Below are 19409 nucleotides of genomic sequence, written 5' to 3' on the forward strand. Positions count from 1 at the left end.
AATTGTTCAGTTCGGAAAACAAGCGATATAGGTTACTTGTTTTTCAAAACGGTCGTTGTTTTATCCGGTACGAGCGTTACATCGAGTGCGATATCGTGTACCGATTTATTATCTATGACGTTCTTTAATGCTTTTACGGATTCTTCTCCCATTTTTTTTAATTGCAGTTCTACTTTTGAAAAATGCGAAGCGCCGTTGCGACCCTTTGCATCGAATATGACGATCGATATGTCATTAGGAATATTCAAGCCTTGCGATCGTAACTGCTCGGTACATCCCGTTGCGATAATCGGATCCATGAGGATAATACCGGTACACGATCCCATCTGTCCGAGAATGGCGGTAGCGGCATCTTTTCCGTTTTCGGCGGAATAAGTCGATATGATTATTAAATTCGGATTGACTTCGATATTCGATTCGGAGAGCGCTTTGATATATCCTCTGAGTCTGTCGCACGAAGAAAAGGTGCTGCTGTACGGATCGTTGAGAAATTGCAGAAGTTCGGTTCCCGTTTCGCACGGCGGATTCCAAAAACTTGCAACGAATGCGATATGCTTTCTCCCCATTTGAAGCAAAAAGCGTGTTGCGAGGTAGCCGCCTTTTTCTCCGTTGTGATATACATGAGGTATGTTTGGGAACAGATTTCGTCTGGCAGCGATAACGAGCGGGAGATTCCGAAAGCTCTCGATACTCGGTATGTTTTTTGCTCTGGCTACGGGGATGTAAATCAATCCGTCGAGAATGGAGTGCGAAAACTGCTCGATAATTTCATTTTCTTCTTTTTCCGAACCTTGACAAGATGCGCACAAAACGGCCAGACCGTTTCGGCTTGCTTCTTCCATGATCCCTTCGGCAACGGCTGAAAAAAAATAATGCGTCAGCTTCGGTAAAATCAATCCGATTATCCCGGTCCGCTGCCCTTTCATAAAGCGCGCGGCGATATTCGGTTTATAGTTTGTTTTTTCAAGAACCGCCCGTATTTTCTCTTCGTTCGATTTCCGTATCGATTGTCCGTTGAAATAGCGAGAAAGCGTTGCAATGGAAATTCCGGAAAGGGCTGCGATGTCTTTTATTGAATACTCTTTTATCTGTTTCCGCGTCATTCTTGTATTTTCCGTTCTTTATTTTCCTCTATCGTAAAAAATGTGGTTTCGCTTTCCCAATCGAAAACGGTATTTTCTCGCGCACTTTCGAGGAGGCGCACGATTTTTTCAAGCTCTTTCGATGAAAGCGCATCTGCGATCCGTGCACCGTATGCGGACGATTTCGCATCGAACCACTTTGCAAGCTCAGCTTCCGTGATCCGCCGTTTTTCGACGAAGCGGCGCGATAAGCTTCGTACGGTAAAGCCTTCGTTTTCGAATGTGCGGACGACGGACGACGCATCCCAGTTGAAAAGCGGGTTTTCCGTATCGCCGAAAAATTCGTCTTCCGCCGCTTTCATTTTTGCAAGCGTGTCTTCGTATGCGCCGAGCGTTGCGGGCGTGAGTATCTGCGTTTCGACGATGCGGCTCAGGTATTGTGCGCTTTTGGGAATGCGCTGCGCGATGACGGCGAGCCATCCTTCGGCGAAAACCACATCACCCGACTGTTCGCTTTCGGAGGTAGGGGAGGGCGCTTCTTTTTTTAGTCCCGTGTGCGAAAGAGAAGCGGCTAGGGATTCGATCGATGCGGGTGAGGTAAAAGGATTTCGGAAAAAGAGGCGGTCGAATTCGGCGCCCCGATATGCGAACTGCAAGACGATATCGGAAAAGATTTCGCTTGTAATGCCTTCTCCGCCCGCTCCTTCGGGAAGTACTTGCAGGACGGGTTTATCCAAATCGCCGAGCGTCCTTCCGTACTGTTCAAGGATTTCTTTTCCTTTTTCGGTACGGCACAGCCCGCACGTCATCCCTTCGGGCGTTTTCCGCGCGACGTCCCACAACAAAAGACCGTCGTCCGCGTTCCACACGAGCGAGCGGTGATGGCGGAGAAGGCCTGCAAGTTCGGTCATCGTATCGCGCACGGCGAGAAGCACTTCCGCACGGTTCGAGTCGAGACGCGCCCTCCACGATTTATCGGCTCTGTCGAGCGCCGTCTCTTTTGCCGCGTCTGCGGGGCTGAAGGTGAGGTGTTCGCCTTTTTTATTATTAATAAAATGTACTGAGTCGAGCTTCGTGCCGGCTGCCGTTTTATACTGCGTACTTTCGCCGCCGCCGGCCGAGGGTGCTTCCCGTTCGAGAAGTGAAGCGATTTGAATTTCGCGCCTTGAAAGCACGTCGCCTCGTATCGTTTTTTCGTAGCCCTGCGTACCCGGCGTATAAAAAACGCGGCCGACGAGAGCGTCGGGTAAATACTGTTGTGCGACCCAGTGATCGCGGTATGCGTGCGGGTAGAGGTAGCCTTCTCCGTGACCGAAACCTTCGGCATCGCGGTTTCCGTCGCGCAAGTGATTGGGCACTTCCGCGTCTTCTTTTTCCACCGATGCAAGCGCATCAAAAAACGCCATACTGCTGTTCGATTTCGGCGCGGTCGAAAGATAGAGCGCCGCGTGTGCGAGAAAGTAGCGCCCCTCGGGCATGCCGACCCGGTCGAATGCGTCGGCACAGCTTGCGACGATGCTCACTGCGTTCGGATCTGCAAGTCCCGTGTCTTCGCATGCCGATATGAGCATCCTCCGGAAGATAAACGAAGCGTCTTCTCCGGCGGCGACCATGCGCGCGAGCCAATACATTGCGGCATCTGGATCGCGCCCCCTCAGGCTTTTAATAAACGCGCTGATGATATCGTAGTGATAATCGCCGTCGCGGTCGTAGAGTACGACTTTTTTTTGAATCGATTCTTCGGCGGCTTCGCGGCTTATGTAGATCGTCGAACCCCACGCAGGAACGGGAGGCGAGGCTGCGGCATCCCATTTTTCTGGTGTCGTTTCTACTGCGAGTTCGAGCGCGTTCAGCAAACTGCGCGCGTCTCCGTTCGCCGTTTCGATCAAGTGTTCGAGTGCGCCTTTTTCGAATTCGACTTTCCAATGACCGTAGCCGCGCTCTTTGTCGCCGAGCGCCTGTTCTGCCGCTTTTCGCAAATCGCCGTTTGTCAGCGGTTTCAGTTGAAACACGCGGCTCCTGCTCACGAGCGCTTTATTGACTTCGAAAAACGGATTTTCGGTCGTCGCTCCGATTAAAATGATCGTACCGTTTTCGACCCACGGCAGAAGGGCGTCCTGCTGCGCTTTGTTCCAGCGGTGCACTTCGTCGACGAATAAAATCGTGCGGCGGCTGTAAAGACTGTAAAAGTCTTCGGCCTGTTTGATCGCCGTTCTGATGTCGGCGACTCCCGTGAGTACGGCATTCAGCGTGATAAAATTACTTTTCGTATGATTTGCGATGACGCGGGCGAGCGTCGTTTTTCCGCTTCCCGGCGGTCCGTAAAAGATAACCGACGAAAGCTGATCGGCTGCGATCGCGCGCCTCAAAAGCCTGCCCTTGCCGACGATGTGATCCTGCCCGATGTATTCGTCGAGCGTTCGCGGTCTCATCCGTGCGGCCAGCGGTTCGCGGAGCGCGTGTGCGTTTTTAAAAAGATCGGCATCGTTCGAGTGGGGCATGATATCAGTATACATCAGTACCACACGTTTGACTATCGGAAATCAAATTTCAATCAAATGCTCCCGAAACGGGAATATCGTCAAAATATCTTCCTTAATTCATTTTGATTTTCATGTACAATCGATGATCCGTTCCGTCAGTTCCGTCAGGTCGATTGCAAAAGAGTGTATGCGCATGTATACTGTTGGTGAGTCGGATATAGAATGCCATACGGTATTCGGTACGGCATAAATTATTAAAAAAGGGGATCGCTATGGAATCGAAATCTGTCGGCATACTCGGAAGCGGTGCATGGGGTACGGGTTTGGCCCAAGCGCTCGCCCGCGGTAATCATCGGATACGGATGTGGGCGCGCGAACAGGACGTCGCCGACTCGGTCAATAATGATCACGAAAATAAGCGCTATCTCCCGGGCTACAGGCTGTCGGAAAACATCACCGTTTCAAACGATATCGCCGAAGTCGCTTCCGATAAAGAATTTTTAATAATCGCTTCTCCGTCGCTGTATATTGCCGACACGGTAAAAATGATCACTGCTCTTCCCGGTATCGCCGACGGCAGTACCTGTATCGCCGTTCTTACGAAAGGCTTTGTTCCGGCCGCCGACGGGCCGAAGCTCGTGCTTACGACGATAGAAAATCTTTTGCCGGGCATCTACAAGGGATGCACGGTTTACGTGTCGGGTCCGAGCCACGCGGAAGAAGTTGCAGTCGGGAAAATTACGGGACTCGTCGCCGCGTGCGAAAACCCTCGCAATTCGATCAGAGTGCGGGAGCTTTTGCGCGTGCCGGGGATTTTGCCCTATTCGTCGTTCGACGTCGTCGGCGTGCAGATCTGCGCCGCCGCGAAAAACGTCATCGCCGTCGTATACGGTGCGATGGATGCGCTTGCCGAAACGTCGGAAGAATTCGGCGACAATGCGGAATCCCTTTTGATGGCCGCAGGCTTAAACGAAATTCAAACGCTCGGATTTGCGATGGGTGCGACGCACGCGGAAACTTTTACGTCGATCGCGGGCGTGGGCGATTTGGACGTAACGTGCAAAAGTAAATACGGACGAAACCGCCGCTTCGGACAGGATTTGATAAAAAAAGATATCATGTCGCAGTTTTCGAATCTCGACGATTTGATCGAAAATATGACAAGGCTCGGCTATCTTTCCGAAGGTGCGATCGCGTGTAAATACGTGCACGAAATCGCGCAACGGAAAAATCTCAAACTGACGATCTGCGACGGACTGTATCGCATATTGAACAAGGAGATTTATCCGCGCGATTTTATCGCACAGCTTTTGACGCAGGAAAAATAAGCGCGAGGGCGAACGTACGGGCATTCCGTCCGCAGCACAGTGCCATCGCACTCGTTCCGTGAGGTGCTTTGTTCGGAGCGCGCCGCATTGCAAAAAAGAAGCGAGGCGGGTATAATCTGCCTATGCTTGAAAAATTAACAAATACCTTTTCATCGATTATCCAAACGGTGAGCGGAAAATCGACGATCACCGAAAAAAATATTGAAGATACGGTCGAGCGCATTAAGACGGCGCTCCTCGAAGCCGACGTCAATCTCCGCGTCGTGCGCCGCTTTGTCAATTCGACGATCGAAGAAGCGAAGGGCGAAAAAGTTCTTCGCGCCGTCGATCCCGGCGAACAGTTCGTTAAAATCATTTACGACAAACTCGCCTCTATGCTCGGAGACGCGAAAACCGATCTGCATTTAAAAGGGCCTGACACGCAGTCTGTGATTTTGCTGCTCGGTTTACAGGGGTCGGGTAAAACAACCGCGGCGCATAAACTCGCATACCGCTTGGCAAAAGAAGGACGGAAGCCGCTGCTGGCCGCGTGCGATTTGGTCCGCCCTGCCGCCGTCGAACAGCTTTCGCAGCTCGGCGAAAAAATCGGTGTGCCGGTATTTAAAGAAGAAGGCGTATCCGCCGTTCGCGTTGCAAAAGATGCGCTCGACTATGCGCGGAAAAATTCGCTTGATACGCTTATCGTCGATACTGCGGGGCGCTTGCAGATAGACGACGCAATGATGGCCGAACTCGTCGATATTAAAAAAGCGCTTTCTCCCGACGAAACGATCCTCGTCGCCGATGCGATGACCGGTCAAAACGCGGTAGACATCGCAAAAACTTTCGATGAGCGGCTTTCGCTTTCAGGCGTTATTTTAACAAAATTCGATTCCGATGCCAGAGGCGGTGCGGCTCTTTCGCTTAAAACGATGACCGGTAAACCCATTCTGTTTATCGGTACGGGCGAAAAAACCGAAGACCTCGAAGTCTTTCACCCCGATCGCATCGCAAGCCGCATCCTCGGCATGGGCGATATCGTTTCGCTCGTCGAAAAGGCGCAGGAAACGGTCGACCGCGAAGAAGCGGAAAAGCTGCAAAAAAAGATGGCGCGCAACGAGTTTACGCTCGACGATATGCTCACGCAGTTTCGGCAAGTGCGCAAGATGGGCAGTATGCAGCAGCTTATGGAGATGATGCCGGGCATCGCACAGCAGATGCAGGGGCGCGATTTCGATACGGACGGCATGAAAAAGCAGGAAGCGATTATCCTGTCGATGACGAAAAAAGAGCGGGCGAACCATTTTATCATCGGACCCGCGCGCCGTAAGCGCATCGCAAAGGGATCGGGGACTTCGGTCGCTGACGTCAACAAATTGATAAAGCAGTTTGAAAAGACGAAGCTCGCGATGAAAAAGCTCAGCAAAAACCGCGGTATGCAGGCGCAGTTTATGAATCAGCTCGGCGGCGCCTCCCTCGACATGGAAGCGCTTGCAAGGAAATTCGGCAGATAGCGGTATCCCCATCGACTACGGCACCGTGATGACCGATGCGACGCGACCGTCTTTTGTATACGCTTTGTTCGGATTCGTCGAGTCGGTGAGCGCATCCATTCCCGAATAATAATTATAATAATGCGTGCCGGACGGCAAGGGCAGTGCGATTTCGTACAAGCCGCGCGACGTTTCTTTCATTTCGTAAATCCACGGATCCCAGTTCGTAAACGAGCCTGCAAGGTATATCTTTTGATGCGTATTTGCGCGGCAGATAAATCGGACGATTTTTTCAGACGACGCGTTTGTCGCGATGGGCGCGGTTTTTTGCGGCAGATCGGAAGCGAAAGTAAAGCGTGAAAGAGAGATGCCTGCTTTTTCGTCATAGTAGCTGTCGGGGTTTGCGGGATCGGTTGTCCACAATCCGTCGATAACGAGGCGGTACGAAAGGCTTCGCGCCGCTTCGGGACGATGTAAAATATAAAACAGTACCGAACCTTTTGCTTTTCCGTCCATGTCGCGCATCGTATGTATGCGGAAAGGATGGATCGTTTTGTATCCTTCAAAATCGAATGCGATTCCGGTAAAGCGCGATTTTGCGTCGGCGGTAAAAACGACCGTACCGTCTTTTTCGTACGGCACGCCGACGCCGCGGATTTCGAGAACGGTTTCGTCGTTATAATCCGCCGCAAATATGTGACAAAGCGATGCCGTAAGCGCGCACAGCAAAAAAAGAAAGCGTTTCATACTACGATTATCGGCAAAACGGCGCCGAAGATTTACCGTGTCGGTAAAAGAACATGGGCGCGTCGCGCGAGACTTTTCTAATGTACGCGCAAAAATCATCCGTTATTATAATAGGTCGAAAGTCGAGTTTCGAAAGTATTTCTAAATAAAGATATGCTTTCGGCGAGAACTTCGTTCGCTGCGCTCACTACCGAGTTTGCAACGCAAACTCGCCGTGTATATGCCGCGGTCGAGCTTTTAGGGTACGCTTCCGTAAGCCTAACGCTCGAAACGGCACGCAGCCGGAACCTCGCCTCCGCATCATTTTATTTACTTTCGAAACTCGCCATTCAGTTGGTGAACGAAACGGATGGAAAATTTCGAGTTTTAGAAAACTCGAAATTAGACCTAATAGAGAATACGCAGGGTAAACGCACCGGAGATGTATACCTGCAAAGAAAGTGTACAGCCAAATAAAAGGCGGAACGCGAGGCAGCGGCACTGCCGCCGTTTTTTGAATGCTGTTAACTTTAATAAAAGTATATTTTCCGGTGCGTTTGCCTTGAGGGTACGGTCAAATACTTGTAAAGACGGGCGTTTTAACGATACAATAAATCGGGTGGATTATGCCGGGGTTAAGCCAGCTAAAGAAATTCAATTCAGATATTCTCGCACTCGGCAATGAGGTACACGAGCGTGCATCCCGCGGCGAAAAGCCGATCCTGATTCCGTTTTCGAAAACGATACGCGATGTCGATGATTCCGAAGATTTTGTTCTCGGTATGCCTGAAGTTCCGGAGCAGACGGTACCGTCGCAGGCTTCATCCGACGCTGAAGATTTTTCCGATATTACCGGAACGGGAAAAAATGATGCGGCGTCCAAAGAAAACGGCGAAACGTCTTCAGCCGCCGTTCCCGATCTTTCCGATTTGCTCAATCCCGTTATCCCTTCCGCATCGGCAGGAGAGGCGGAAATGCCCGACCTTTCCGAATTCGCCGATGAAGCGGAACAAAAAATCGAAGAAGCTGAACCGGAAGAAGTGTCGATTGCGGATATGAATCTCGACGATCTGCTCGGCGATATGAGCGGAGTGGAAGCGGAAGCGAGCGATGTGCTGCCGGAAGAAGCCGCGTCCGATGTGCCCTCCGACGAGGGCGGCGAGCCGCCCCGTACATCCGCGTCGAACCGAAACGGCGGCCCGTCCCGAACGAGCGCCGTTTTGTCGGATGCATTTTCTCTTCCCTCCGACGACGCGTTTTCGTCGGCAGTATCGGATATCCCCGCTCATACCGACCATGCTCATACCGTGCCCGATCTTCCATCGCTTGATGCGTTTACGCTTTCTCCGGAAAATGATTTTTCCGTTCCTGCGCCCCTTGTAGATGAAGCGCCGTCCGAACGTCAAGTGCGCTCCGAGCATGAGGCGCCGTCCGGACATCAAACGCTTTCCGAACACGTTCTGCCGTCAGAAGATGCGGGACATCTTGACACTTCCTCATTAGCAGCTCCTTCTCCAACTCAACGGAGCGCGGATCAAAAAACGGACGAAGCTCCTCCTCCGGCGGTCGAGTCTTCGGCTTCCGATTGGGCGGATGATTTCGATACGGGCGGACAGGCGATCGATATGAATATCGAAATCCCCGGCGATATGCCTGAGGGTGAAATCGAAAGTGCCGTACAGTCCGCAGGTAAAACCGCACTTCCCGAAAAAGATGCGGATCGCGTATCGGCTTTCGGCAAAGCGCCTGAAGAACAAAAAATCGTCCGAGCGTCCGGTGCGGATGAAACATCGTCCGATGCGGGTACAGACCGAACGCAAAGCAGTGCGTCCGGGACGACTGTAAACGGAGAGCCGCTTTCTCCGCTTGATGGCACTCCCGACAGTTTGGAACTTCCCGATTTCGATTTTTCTTCCATGTTCAATGATGACGGGCTTTCGCCTGCGGCCGATCTTTCCGAAGAGAAAAAAACATCTTCCGGCTTTTACGAAGCGGCACCCGATACGGCTTTCGGTCCCGATGAAATTTCTCTCAGCGGTGAAGGAAACGAAATCGCTGAAAAACCGCTGCGGCAAACGACGGATGAAATTTCTCTCAGAGATGAAGGGGCGGAAAATGAAGGAACGATGCAAAGGTCGGGCGCACTTTCCTCTTCTGACGAGATTTCTCTCGGCGGCGATGCGGCGGAACCAAGCGAAGAAACGCCTTCGGATATGCTTGCCGCCCGCTTGCCGCAGGAAACTTTCGATCCCGATACTTTCGATTTCGACCTCGATATGGGTGACGGAGAGACGGACGACGGCGGGACGACGGCTCGCGGTGAAACGGGAGCGATCGGGAGCGATGAAAAATCCGGCGATACGACATCGGAAAATGCGGACGACGAAGAAAAGGTTCCGATAGAACATTTCGATACATCCGAAATGGAAGGGCTCGACTTTACGGTCAAAGAGCCGGAAAAATCCGAAGCGGATAAAACCGACTTCGAACTCGGCATGCACGGCGATCTCGGCGATTTTGAAATACCCGGCTTTTCCGATACAACAGAAGTCAAAACCGATAAAAGCGGCCGCATCAAACTTCCTACTCCCGATTTCCGCGGAGCGACCGAAGGCGAAAAGCCTCCGAAAAATACGCTTACCGATGCGCAGTATAAAAAATTTCTTGCAAACCTCGCGCTCTATCCGCTCAACGTGCGCCTTGCCGTTGAAAATCTGCTCGTCGCAAACGAGTTTACCGACGACGCGCAGTTTGAAATCGTTGAAAAAATTCTCAACAAAGCGCCCGCGCGTCAAGTTGCTTCGACCCTCGAAAAGATGCTCGATATCGCCATTCCTGTTCCGCGCGATTTTGAGCGGCGTACCGTAGCCGAATACAATGCATATAAAGCGTCTTTTCAGTATCAGCTGCAAAACAGGATCGTTCCGGGCATCGTACTCGCCCTTCTTTCCGCTGCAGCCGTATTCGGATTAATAATTTTTACGCGTAATTTTATCTGGCGCCCGCTGAGAGCGAACGGCCTGTACAAACAGGGATACGCGCTCATTAAAGCCGACGAATACCCTCAGTCGGAAGCGCTGTTCAATGAGGCCGCCGGCGTGCAGCTGCAAAAAAAGTGGCTTTTCAAATATGCGCGCGCATACCGCGAACGAAAGCAATACCTTAGGGCGGAGCGGATGTATCGCAATATCCTTTATTATTTTAATTACGATAAGGAAGCGGGTATCGAATACGCGCGCATGGAATGCGACGATTTGGCAAATTATGAAAAGGCCGAAGAGATCGCACGGCGGAGCGTGCTCGACTATCACATAAACGATGCCGACGGTATCCTCCTGCTCGGCGATATCTTTCTCGAATGGGCGACTGAAAAAGACCCTTCGAAATTCGAAGAAGCGCGCAAGCAGTATGCATCCCTCGTGCAGCTCTACGGTCCGACCGATCAATACCTCGCGCGCATGATGCGCTATTTTGTGCGCACCGACAATCTCCGCGAAGTGCTGCAGCTCAAAGACCGATTTTATCCGAAAGCGAAATCGCTCGATGCCGACGATTGGACGGAAATGAGCGGGTATCTTCTCGACAAATTGTACGGGCCGCTTCCGCCCAAGGACGAATACCTTCGCACGAAGATCGAAGACGTGCGCGATATGCTCGACCGTGCGGTGAACGCCGATCGGTCGAACCCCGTCGCCTTCTACAATCTTTCGCGCTACTTTGTGCAGATGCACGATTCGGAGCGTGCCCTCAGAATGCTCGAACACACGGTCAAATTGTTTGAAGAGAAGTCTCAAAATCTCCGCCGCCGCGACATCTACAAACAGATCGATTCGTACCGCCTGCTCGGCGAGCAGTACGTTCTGGGCAAAGAATATTTGACGGCCGAAGAAAAATACACCGACGGGATTTCGCTGTACGAGAGGGAAAAGGCGAACAGCGGTTTTGCCGGAAACGAAGCCATCGGAAAACTCTATGCCGATTCAGGCGATATCGATTATTTTATCCGCGGCGATTACGAGGGCGCATATAACGATTATCTTTCGGCGATCCGCACGCACTACGATACGGCATCCCTGCATTACCGCGTCGGTTTTATACAGTATTCCAAAAACGATTTGGACGGCGCGGTCGGCTCTTTTATCAAAGCGGGAGCCGAAAAGCCGGACGACGATCATTTGCTGCTTGCGATGGGCAATACGCTTTCACTCCGCGATTCGGACTATGCGGCTGAAGGCTACTACACGCAGCTCGTACGCAACCTCGACGACGAGTTCGCAAAAAAAGGACTCGCGTTTACGCAGACGAAAGCCGCCGAAGACGCGCTCACGGAACTCTACTTGAAGGCGGCGAATAATCTCGGCGTGACGCTTTTCCGTCTCGCCCGCCGTACGGGCAACAGCCGAATGAATGCCGATGCGATGGTACAGCTTTCCGTGTCGATGCGGGCGTGGGATGCACTCACGCGAAACGAAGCGACGATGGTGCGCCTTCCCGGCGGCAATCTGGCCGAACAGAATATGCGCTATATGAGCCGTCCGATGCCGGATTACGAACCCGCGATTTATACGGATATTCCGAAGATTCTCACCGGTGAAAAGGAATTGACGCAATGAGCGCCGACGAAAACAGAGCCGGCATACTGCAGGCACAATACAGAAACAGCATAAAAAAAGAACTCGTCCGAAAAACGATCCACATTTGCAGTGCGCTTATCCCCACTCTTTTGACCTTTGCGTATTATCCTGTTATCGGCTGTCTTGCAGTCGTTCTTGTGCTCTACGTCGCGTCCGAAACGCTCAGAAAATGCGGCGTCTCCGTTCCCGTCGTATCGCATATAACCGAAGTCGCCTCTCGAAAGCGCGATGAAAATAAATTCGTGCTCGGCCCCGTAACGCTCGTGCTCGGCATTATCGTTACCGTGCTTTTATGGAAACCGGAAGCCGCCCGCATCGGCATCTATGCGCTCGCGTTCGGCGACGGGCTTGCGAGCCTCGGCGGAAAACTTTTCGGCCGCACGGTCATTCCGTTTACGCACGGAAAAACGGTCGCAGGAAGCCTCACGTGCTTTTTCGCGGTATTGTGCTCGTCGTTTTTTGTGTGCAAAAACGGATTCGTATCGCTTGTGCTGGCACTTTCCGCCATGGCGATAGAACTCGTTCCTCTCGGCGATTTCGATAACCTCGTCATCCCTGTTGCGATCGGCGGACTATCAACATTATTAATACGCTGATTCTATTGCCACAGGTATTTTCGGTGCAGACTTTTAAGGTATGCCGCAGTTCCCGCGAAAAGCAATATGCCGCCCCCAGCTGCCGCCGCGTATGACGTCGCATAGCACGAGAATTCGTATCCGAGTGCAAGAGATGCAAAGCCGAACAAGGATGCATCCTTCGTCCCGAGCGACCATGCGTTCATGAAAAGCGAAAAAATCGCCGCGGCGAGGATGAGCGCGCGAATTACGATGAACGCTTGGCCGTTGCCCCATTTTATGCAAAAGTTCGGAAGTACGACTGCGGTGTTGAGCGGCATCAGCATCGAGATCATAACGGAAAGCACAACGAGTATGACGAGGTTCCGCTCGACGTGCTGGCGCGCCTCCGTTCCGCTGAAAACCGCGCCGAACAGCAGCGCCGTCGGAGCGAGTGTCCTCGCAAAGAGAACGACTCTCCCTGTAAAAAGCAAAAAAGCCGAAAGCTCGTGCCACAGATTGAAAAGCGGTACGCACAGCCGCACCGTTTCCGCAAAACAGCCGATGAGAAACAGGGCGAAAAAAATCACTTCCGTCGACTGCGTTTTTTCAAATTCGACGTAGAGGTAGATAACGGCAAGCAGCGCATACAGCGCGAAGATAAAGAGCGAGGCGATTGTCGCGATAAACGAATAGCCTTTCGTATAAAAACCGGCGATGTGTTCGGCCGGAAAAACATCGGGGCGAGTGAGCGTACCCGAGTAGATCGAATATCCGAGCATCGCGGAAGCGCCTAAAAGAAATAGCGAAAAAACAATAATGAGAGCGAGAAAAAAATAATTCCGCGTTTTAATAGTCATAGAAACGATGATACCCGTAACGGAAATAATAGTAAAGGACTTGTCGTGAAATTCCGACAATATAAAAAACGGGAGGATGTCGTATGAAAAAAATTATTGCAGGCGGAGTGATTTTCGCACTGTGTCTATCTTTTGCGCTTGCCGGCGACGCTGCGGTTTTTGTCGATGCGGGATTTTCATCCGACGGGTCGGTATACCTCTTCGGGCAGTACGGCAAAACCGACAAATCGTTTCGAGGCTGGGCGGAAATCTATACGGTCGATGTCGCAAAGAACGATTTTGTTAAGGGTGGCACATATAAAATACAACCGTCTTCCGTTACGGCGGGGAAATCGGGACGTGAAGTGTACGATTCTCTCGCGGCAAAAAGCTATTTAGATACGAAAAAATATAATTGCACACCCGCCTCTCCCGATCAGATACTCTACCTCTGCGTAGATGAAAGCAAAGACGGAAGGGATGAAATCGTTTTTAAAGACTTTGCCGGAAAACTCGGAAGCAAGTCGACATACCGCATACGGCTCATCCCGACGGTGAGCGGCGCGGGCGAAAACGCGAGATCGTCGTTTTACATTTTAATGGAAAAGCTCGATGAAAACGGCAGCGTCGTAAGCCGGCAAAAAATCGGCTCACCCGATGTCGTCAGAAAAGGAGTCACGTCGTACAAGATAGAAAAAATACTGTGCAATAAAAGCGGCGACGGCATCGTCTTTATCGTCGCGAAAACAATGGAAGATAAAACGGGAATACTCATCCGCTATATGGCGGAAACGGCAAAACTCTCCGATTGAATCCGGGTTTTGTTGAAAGCATCGGGCGAATCAATAAGCTCGATGCAGAGCGTCGGGAATGTAAAATCCCGTCCGAATAAAAGCTTGTGAACGCCGCATCGCATAAGCGTGAAACACATATCGCGCAAACATGAAGTGCGGCGCTTTTCGTTTATTCGGTCGATGTGTTTGCAGCTCAGTCGGCGCGGATGCTTGCGTTTTTGACGATGACATCGTGCGCGGAACCTTCGCGAATCGACGCTTGGCTTACGAGCGTGATCTTCGCTTTTTGTTGCAGTTCGGGGATCGTGAGCGCACCGCAGTTGCACATCGTGTGGATCACTTTGCTCGTCGTCGTCTGTACGTTGTCGTGGAGGCTTCCGGCGTACGGAACGTAACTGTCGACGCCTTCTTCGAACGCCATCTTTTTTGCGCCGCCCAAATCGTAGCGCTGCCAGTTGCGCGCTCTGTTCGAGCCTTCACCCCAATATTCTTTAACGTAATTGCCGTTGACGATAAGCTTATGCGTCGGGCTTTCGTCGAATCTCGCAAAGTATCGGCCGAGCATGACGAAGTCCGCGCCCATCGCGAGCGCGAGCGTTATATGATAGTCGTGTACGATGCCGCCGTCCGAGCATATCGGAATATAAACGCCGGTTTTTTCGTACCACTCGTCGCGCGCTTTCGCCACTTCGATCGTCGCAGTCGCTTGTCCTCTTCCGATTCCTTTTTGTTCCCGCGTAATGCAGATGGAGCCGCCTCCGATCCCGACCTTAACAAAATCGGCGCCCGATTCGGCGAGAAAGTTAAAACCGTCTTTGTCGACGACGTTGCCGGCTCCGACTTTGACGCCGTCTCCCCATTTTTTGTGGATGTCTTTGAGCGCGCGTCGCTGCCATTCGGTAAACCCTTCGGAAGAATCGAGGCAGAGTACGTCGGCACCCGCATCCAAAAGAAGGGGCACGCGTTCCATATAATCGCGCGTATTGATACCGGCGCCGACCGTGTAGCGCTTTTGCGCGTCGTGAATTTCGAGCGGGTGCTCTTCGCGGTTTTCGATGTCTTTTCGGAATACGAGCGACTGCAGATTGCCGTTTTTATCGATGATCGGAAGCTGATTGATTTTGTGATCCCAAATCAAATCGTTCGCATCGTCGAGCGAAATGCCCGCTTCCGCTTTTATTAATTTTTCAAACGGTGTCATATAGTCGCGCACTTTCGCGCCGCTTTCACAGCGGTTGATGCGGAAATCTCTCTCGGTGATGATGCCTGCGAGCTTTCCGTTCGGGCTTCCGTCTTCGGTGACGGCGACCGTCGAGTGTCCCGTTTTTGCGATGATGGCGGTGAGTTCTTCGAGCGTCTGATCCGGGCGAATGTTTGAATCCGACGGTACGAATCCCGCCTTGTACGACTTGACGCGCGCGATCATCGCCGCCTGATCGGAGGGCGTCTGCGAACCGTAGATAAAGCTGATGCCGCCTTCCTGCGCGAGCGCGATCGCAAGCGTGTCGTTTGAGACCGACTGCATGACGGCGGACACCATCGGAATATTCATCGTGAGCGGACAGGCATCTCCGGCTTTTTTATTGTATTTGACGACGGGCGTGCGCAGCGACACGTTTGAGGGAATGCACGTTTCGGACGTGTAGCCGGGAATCAAAAGGTATTCGTCGAATGTATGCGAGGGTTCGTCAAAAAAATATGCCATGGAAACGCTCCTTGAAAAATCAGTATATGCCATATCGTTTGAACCGTCAACAATTACAGTTGACCGGAATTGAAGTTGTACAAAAATATTAGGTCTCCGCGATATTGAAGTTGTAATTGAAGTTGTACGAATCGGAATCTTACGCTATACTGATGCAATCGGCGATACATACGGCCGGCGATACACGTGGAGGAAGCGATGAACATTGTTGTTATGGGTGCACAGTGGGGCGACGAAGGAAAGGGAAAGATAGTCGATTTTCTTGCGCAGGATGCGAAATACATCGTGCGTTTTGCAGGCGGCGCGAATGCCGGTCATACGATTGTCGTCGACGGAAAAAAATACGCGCTGCACCAAGTGCCGTCCGGTATTTTATATCCCGATAAATCGGTATTTCTCGGCTCGGGTATGGTAATCGACCCCGAAGCGCTCTTTACGGAACTGCAGATGCTCACTGACAACGGTGTTTCGTGGGAAGGCCGCGTGTTCATCTCAGACCGCGCGCACATCGTTTTGCCCGCGTACCGCAGAATGGACAAAGAACGCGATGCCGCCCGCAAGCGTCCGATCGGAACGACGGGGCGGGGCATCGGAACTTCGTATTCGCAAAAATCCGAACGCGACGGAATCAGGCTCGCCGATTTGGATTGGAAAGAAAAGATGGCCGACCTCGATGCCGAAGACAAGCAATTCATCGATACGTATGCATCCCGCCTCATGGCGATGCGCGTCGATATCGCTGCAAAGCTGTGGGAATACCGCAAAGAAAATATTTTATTCGAAGGTGCGCAAGGCGCCATGCTCGATTTGGACAGCGGAACGTATCCGTATGTAAGTTCCGGTGCATCCTGTTCGGCGGGCGCGGCTTTGGGATCGGGGATCGGACCGCGCTCCCTCGACAGAGTGTACGGCGTTTTTAAAGCTTACGAAACGCGTGTCGGAAACGGTCCCATGCCGAGCGAGTTCAACAACGACACCGAAAGCGAACTCTGCGATTACGTGCGCACGACCGGAAACGAATTCGGAGTTACGACGGGGCGGCCGCGCAGGTGCGGTTATCTCGATTTGGTTGCGCTCCGCTATGCATGCCGCGTCAATTCGATCGATTCGCTCGTTTTGACGCACCTCGACATCTACGACGAAATGGAATCGATTGAAGCCTGTGTCGCATACGATATCGGCGGAAAAACGGTTACGGATTTTCCGGCGAGCATTCCCGCACTCAATGCGGCGCGTCCGGTGCTGAAAAAATTTGACGGTTGGAAAAGCGACCTCCGCCGGTGCGGCTCTTATGAAAAGATGCCGGCGACCGCGAAGGCTTATGTGGAATTTATCGAAACCTTTACCGAAACGCCCGTCGGCATCGTATCCGTCGGGCAAGACAGGAACGAAACCTATCTCCGCATACAGCCGTGGAAAAAATAACGGTTGTTCGTACGCCGAGCCGCTGAAATAGTGCGTCGAGTCGCTCAAAACTTCGGGCTTACGCACTCCGGCGATTATGATTCCGCCGTTACCGTTTTTTCGATTTCGGCAAAAAGGGAAGCGTAGTCGACGGCGTCGTAATCGGTTACGTCGACGGTGAACACATCTCCGATTTCGATGCGGTAATTTTTCCGTTCGCAGGCTGCGACGAAACTTTCAAAATCCGGTTCGGGAATGACGTCTTCCGGTTTGACGGGGACGCCTTTGTGATACGCGCGCAAAAGGTGTCCCGGATTCCGCGGTTCATGTACGTCGCGGTGCACGGCGCGTTCGTACAGCGCGCGCCAGTCGCCCGTAAGGCGGATCGTCGCAGCTTTGTATCCGAGCGATGAAACCATATCGCAGAGCTTTTGTTCGTGTATTTTATTGAAGGGATATTCGATGAGGATATTTTTTTTCGTCCGCATCGTGTCTTCCAAAAGCGTATAAAACGCCGCGATCGACATATCGTTGACGCGCTGCTTTTCTTCCATGTTGTCGAAACCGTACTCATCGAAATAGCGCTCTTTGATCGTGTCGTATGCGAGCACCGTGAGTGCCGGAAAATAATTTTTGACACGTGCTGCAAAATGCGTTTTACCGCATCCCGGCGGACCGGTTATGATAAGGAGAAAGGGAGACATCACTACTTGTCCTTGATGCCGAATATGCGGTTTATGACGTTCATCAATAGATGATTGAGTATCATGTGCATGTCTTCGACGATCTGCATATTGTGCACGGCGACGTGAAAGACCGCGTCCGCCGTTTGTTTGAGTTTTCCGCCGTCGTAGCCGCAGATACCGAGCGTTTTGACATGCTGGTCTTTTGCGTACTCGATCGCATATAAAACATTTTTACTGTTGCCGCTGCCGCTGATACCGATGACGAGGTCATTCGGCTTGAGTTTGTTTTTGAGTTGGAAACGGAATACTTCGTCGTAGCTGATATCGTTCGCGATCGCCATAAGCGTCGCGATATTGTCGTTGAGACAGATCACGCGGAATTTTTTTTCGACATATTCGGAAATGCCCTTATTAAAATCGTTCGCCATGTGCGAAGCGGTACTTGCACTGCCGCCGTTGCCGAATACATAAATCATTCCTTCGCGATTATACGCTTCCATAAACAGATCGAGTACGCGCTCTATGTCGCCGACGCTCAAATCTTCGAGCGTCTTTTTTTCCAGTGCGATATAATCGTCGATGTATGTTGTCGTATTCATAATATCTTCCTCAATCAAATCGCATGAATGTCGGTCGTGTCGATCGAGAGGTAGGCTTTTTCGCCGGCATCTTTGATGTTTTTATTTTTCGGATTGTTTTCGTGTACGATGAAATTTTGCCCTGCGATGTTCAACTCGTACAGTTGATATTCTCCCATAAACATCGACACGGTGACCTCCGCTTCAAAGGTACCGCTCTCGCATACCGAACACGCTTCAGGCCGCACGATGAGCGTACAGGTATCTCCCGGCGAATATTGCTTATGCGTCGGAATGCGATCGAGCCGTTTCCCGTAAAGAACGACGGAAACGGTTCCGTCTTCGGAGACGCTTTGTACCGTTGCGCGGAGGATATTTGCCGTTCCGATGAAATTTGCCGTAAATTCGCTGTTCGGATGATAATAGATTTCGCGCGGATTACCCACCTGTTCGATTTTTCCGTTATTGAGAATCACGATTTTATCCGACATGCTCATCGCTTCGGCTTGATCGTGGGTAACATAGATTGCCGTAATGCCGACGGTACGCTGAATTTTTCTGATTTCGGTGCGCATTTGAATACGAAGCTTTGCGTCAAGGTTCGAAAGCGGTTCGTCGAAGAGCAGAACGTCGGGTTCCATGACAAGAGCGCGCGCGAGAGCGATACGCTGCTGCTGCCCGCCGGAGAGCTCGTTCGTGTGCCTGTTTTCCAATCCGGTCAAGCCGATCATCTTTAAAATAGAGCCGACCTTTTGAGCGATGACATCGTTTGCAAGCCCCTTGATGCGTAAGCCGTATGCGATGTTGTCGTACACGTTGTAGTTCGGAAAGAGCGCGTAGGTTTGGAACACCATAGCGGTATTGCGTTTATTCGGCGGCAGATTTTTTATCGATTTGCCGTCGAGGAAGATGTCTCCGCCGCTCGGCTTATCGAAGCCCGCAATCATTCTGAGCGTCGTCGTTTTGCCGCAGCCTGACGGGCCGAGCAGAGTGACGAATTCGCCCGGCTGTATCGTAAGGGAGATATTGTCGACGGCGACAAATTTTTTTCTGCCCGTTCCCCTGTCCGTGTATATTTTTGATAAATTTTGTAAAGTGACGCTTTTTGAACCCATCGTTTTTCC

The 19409-nt window shown here is 51.7% G+C and carries 14 protein-coding genes; 6 read left to right on the plus strand and 8 right to left on the minus strand.

Annotated elements, in window-relative coordinates:
• Nucleotides 1-32 precede the first annotated feature (32 nt).
• Together H9I36_RS01040 and H9I36_RS01045 are read right to left on the minus strand one after the other, a co-directional pair.
• Nucleotides 33-1103 carry a LacI family DNA-binding transcriptional regulator gene (locus H9I36_RS01040; RefSeq protein WP_187383530.1) on the minus strand — a complete coding sequence of 357 codons (1071 nt, stop codon included), beginning with the start codon at nt 1101-1103 and terminating at the stop codon, nt 33-35.
• Nucleotides 1100-3583, minus strand: coding sequence for an AAA family ATPase (locus H9I36_RS01045; RefSeq protein ID WP_187383531.1), 2484 nt, complete (start codon nt 3581-3583; stop codon nt 1100-1102). Before H9I36_RS01045 ends, H9I36_RS01040 begins: the two co-directional genes overlap by 4 nt.
• A gap of 254 nt (nt 3584-3837) precedes the next feature.
• Between H9I36_RS01045 and H9I36_RS01050 the strand changes: the two genes are divergently transcribed.
• The gene (locus tag H9I36_RS01050; RefSeq protein ID WP_187383532.1) at nt 3838-4893 is read left to right on the plus strand and encodes an NAD(P)H-dependent glycerol-3-phosphate dehydrogenase; all 1056 of its coding nucleotides are present in this window, start codon (nt 3838-3840) and stop codon (nt 4891-4893) included.
• 122 nt (nt 4894-5015) lie between these two features.
• Nucleotides 5016-6386, plus strand: a complete 1371-nt coding sequence (gene ffh, locus H9I36_RS01055; RefSeq protein WP_187383533.1) for a signal recognition particle protein — start codon at nt 5016-5018, stop codon at nt 6384-6386.
• A 15-nt stretch (nt 6387-6401) separates the two neighbouring features.
• Here the strand turns inward: ffh and H9I36_RS01060 are convergent, their stop codons facing one another.
• Nucleotides 6402-7112, minus strand: a complete 711-nt coding sequence (locus H9I36_RS01060) for an early set domain-containing protein (protein WP_187383534.1) — start codon at nt 7110-7112, stop codon at nt 6402-6404.
• A 605-nt stretch (nt 7113-7717) separates the two neighbouring features.
• On the opposite strand from H9I36_RS01060, the gene flcA reads away from it, so the two are divergent.
• Together flcA and H9I36_RS01070 are read left to right on the plus strand one after the other, a co-directional pair.
• On the plus strand, nt 7718-11704 hold the full coding sequence (gene flcA, locus H9I36_RS01065) for a periplasmic flagellar collar protein FlcA (protein ID WP_187383535.1): 3987 nt from the start codon (nt 7718-7720) through the stop codon (nt 11702-11704).
• Nucleotides 11701-12321, plus strand: coding sequence for a diacylglycerol/polyprenol kinase family protein (locus tag H9I36_RS01070; RefSeq protein WP_187383536.1), 621 nt, complete (start codon nt 11701-11703; stop codon nt 12319-12321). The genes flcA and H9I36_RS01070 overlap by 4 nt, the downstream gene beginning before the upstream one ends.
• Nucleotides 12322-12323: 2 nt before the next feature.
• Here H9I36_RS01070 and H9I36_RS01075 read toward each other — a convergent pair whose 3' ends face one another.
• Entirely contained in the window at nt 12324-13139 is an 816-nt protein-coding gene (locus H9I36_RS01075; protein WP_187383537.1) for a hypothetical protein, read from the minus strand.
• A gap of 83 nt (nt 13140-13222) precedes the next feature.
• On the opposite strand from H9I36_RS01075, the gene H9I36_RS01080 reads away from it, so the two are divergent.
• Nucleotides 13223-13930, plus strand: coding sequence for a DUF2259 domain-containing protein (locus H9I36_RS01080; RefSeq protein WP_187383538.1), 708 nt, complete (start codon nt 13223-13225; stop codon nt 13928-13930).
• Between the two features lie 175 nt (nt 13931-14105).
• On the opposite strand, the gene H9I36_RS01085 is transcribed toward H9I36_RS01080, so the two are convergent.
• Nucleotides 14106-15617: an IMP dehydrogenase gene (locus H9I36_RS01085; protein WP_187383539.1), complete on the minus strand. Its 1512-nt coding sequence runs from the start codon at nt 15615-15617 to the stop codon at nt 14106-14108.
• Between the two features lie 198 nt (nt 15618-15815).
• Between H9I36_RS01085 and purA the strand changes: the two genes are divergently transcribed.
• Nucleotides 15816-17042 carry an adenylosuccinate synthase gene (gene purA, locus H9I36_RS01090; protein WP_187383540.1) on the plus strand — a complete coding sequence of 409 codons (1227 nt, stop codon included), beginning with the start codon at nt 15816-15818 and terminating at the stop codon, nt 17040-17042.
• A 74-nt stretch (nt 17043-17116) separates the two neighbouring features.
• Here purA and H9I36_RS01095 read toward each other — a convergent pair whose 3' ends face one another.
• Genes H9I36_RS01095 through H9I36_RS01105 form a run of 3 tightly spaced genes read right to left on the minus strand, consistent with a single transcriptional unit; the run spans nt 17117 to nt 19400 of the window.
• Complete coding sequence (locus H9I36_RS01095) at nt 17117-17725, minus strand: AAA family ATPase (RefSeq protein WP_187383541.1); 609 nt, start codon at nt 17723-17725, stop codon at nt 17117-17119.
• 2 nt (nt 17726-17727) lie between these two features.
• Entirely contained in the window at nt 17728-18306 is a 579-nt protein-coding gene (locus tag H9I36_RS01100; RefSeq protein WP_187383542.1) for an SIS domain-containing protein, read from the minus strand.
• A gap of 14 nt (nt 18307-18320) precedes the next feature.
• A complete protein-coding gene (locus H9I36_RS01105) occupies nt 18321-19400 on the minus strand; it encodes an ABC transporter ATP-binding protein (RefSeq protein WP_187383543.1) in 1080 nt (359 codons plus the stop codon).
• Nucleotides 19401-19409: the final 9 nt, after the last annotated feature.

The sequence above is a fragment of the Treponema sp. Marseille-Q4130 genome, from assembly GCF_014334325.1.
Classification (GTDB): Bacteria; Spirochaetota; Spirochaetia; order Treponematales; family Treponemataceae; genus Treponema_D.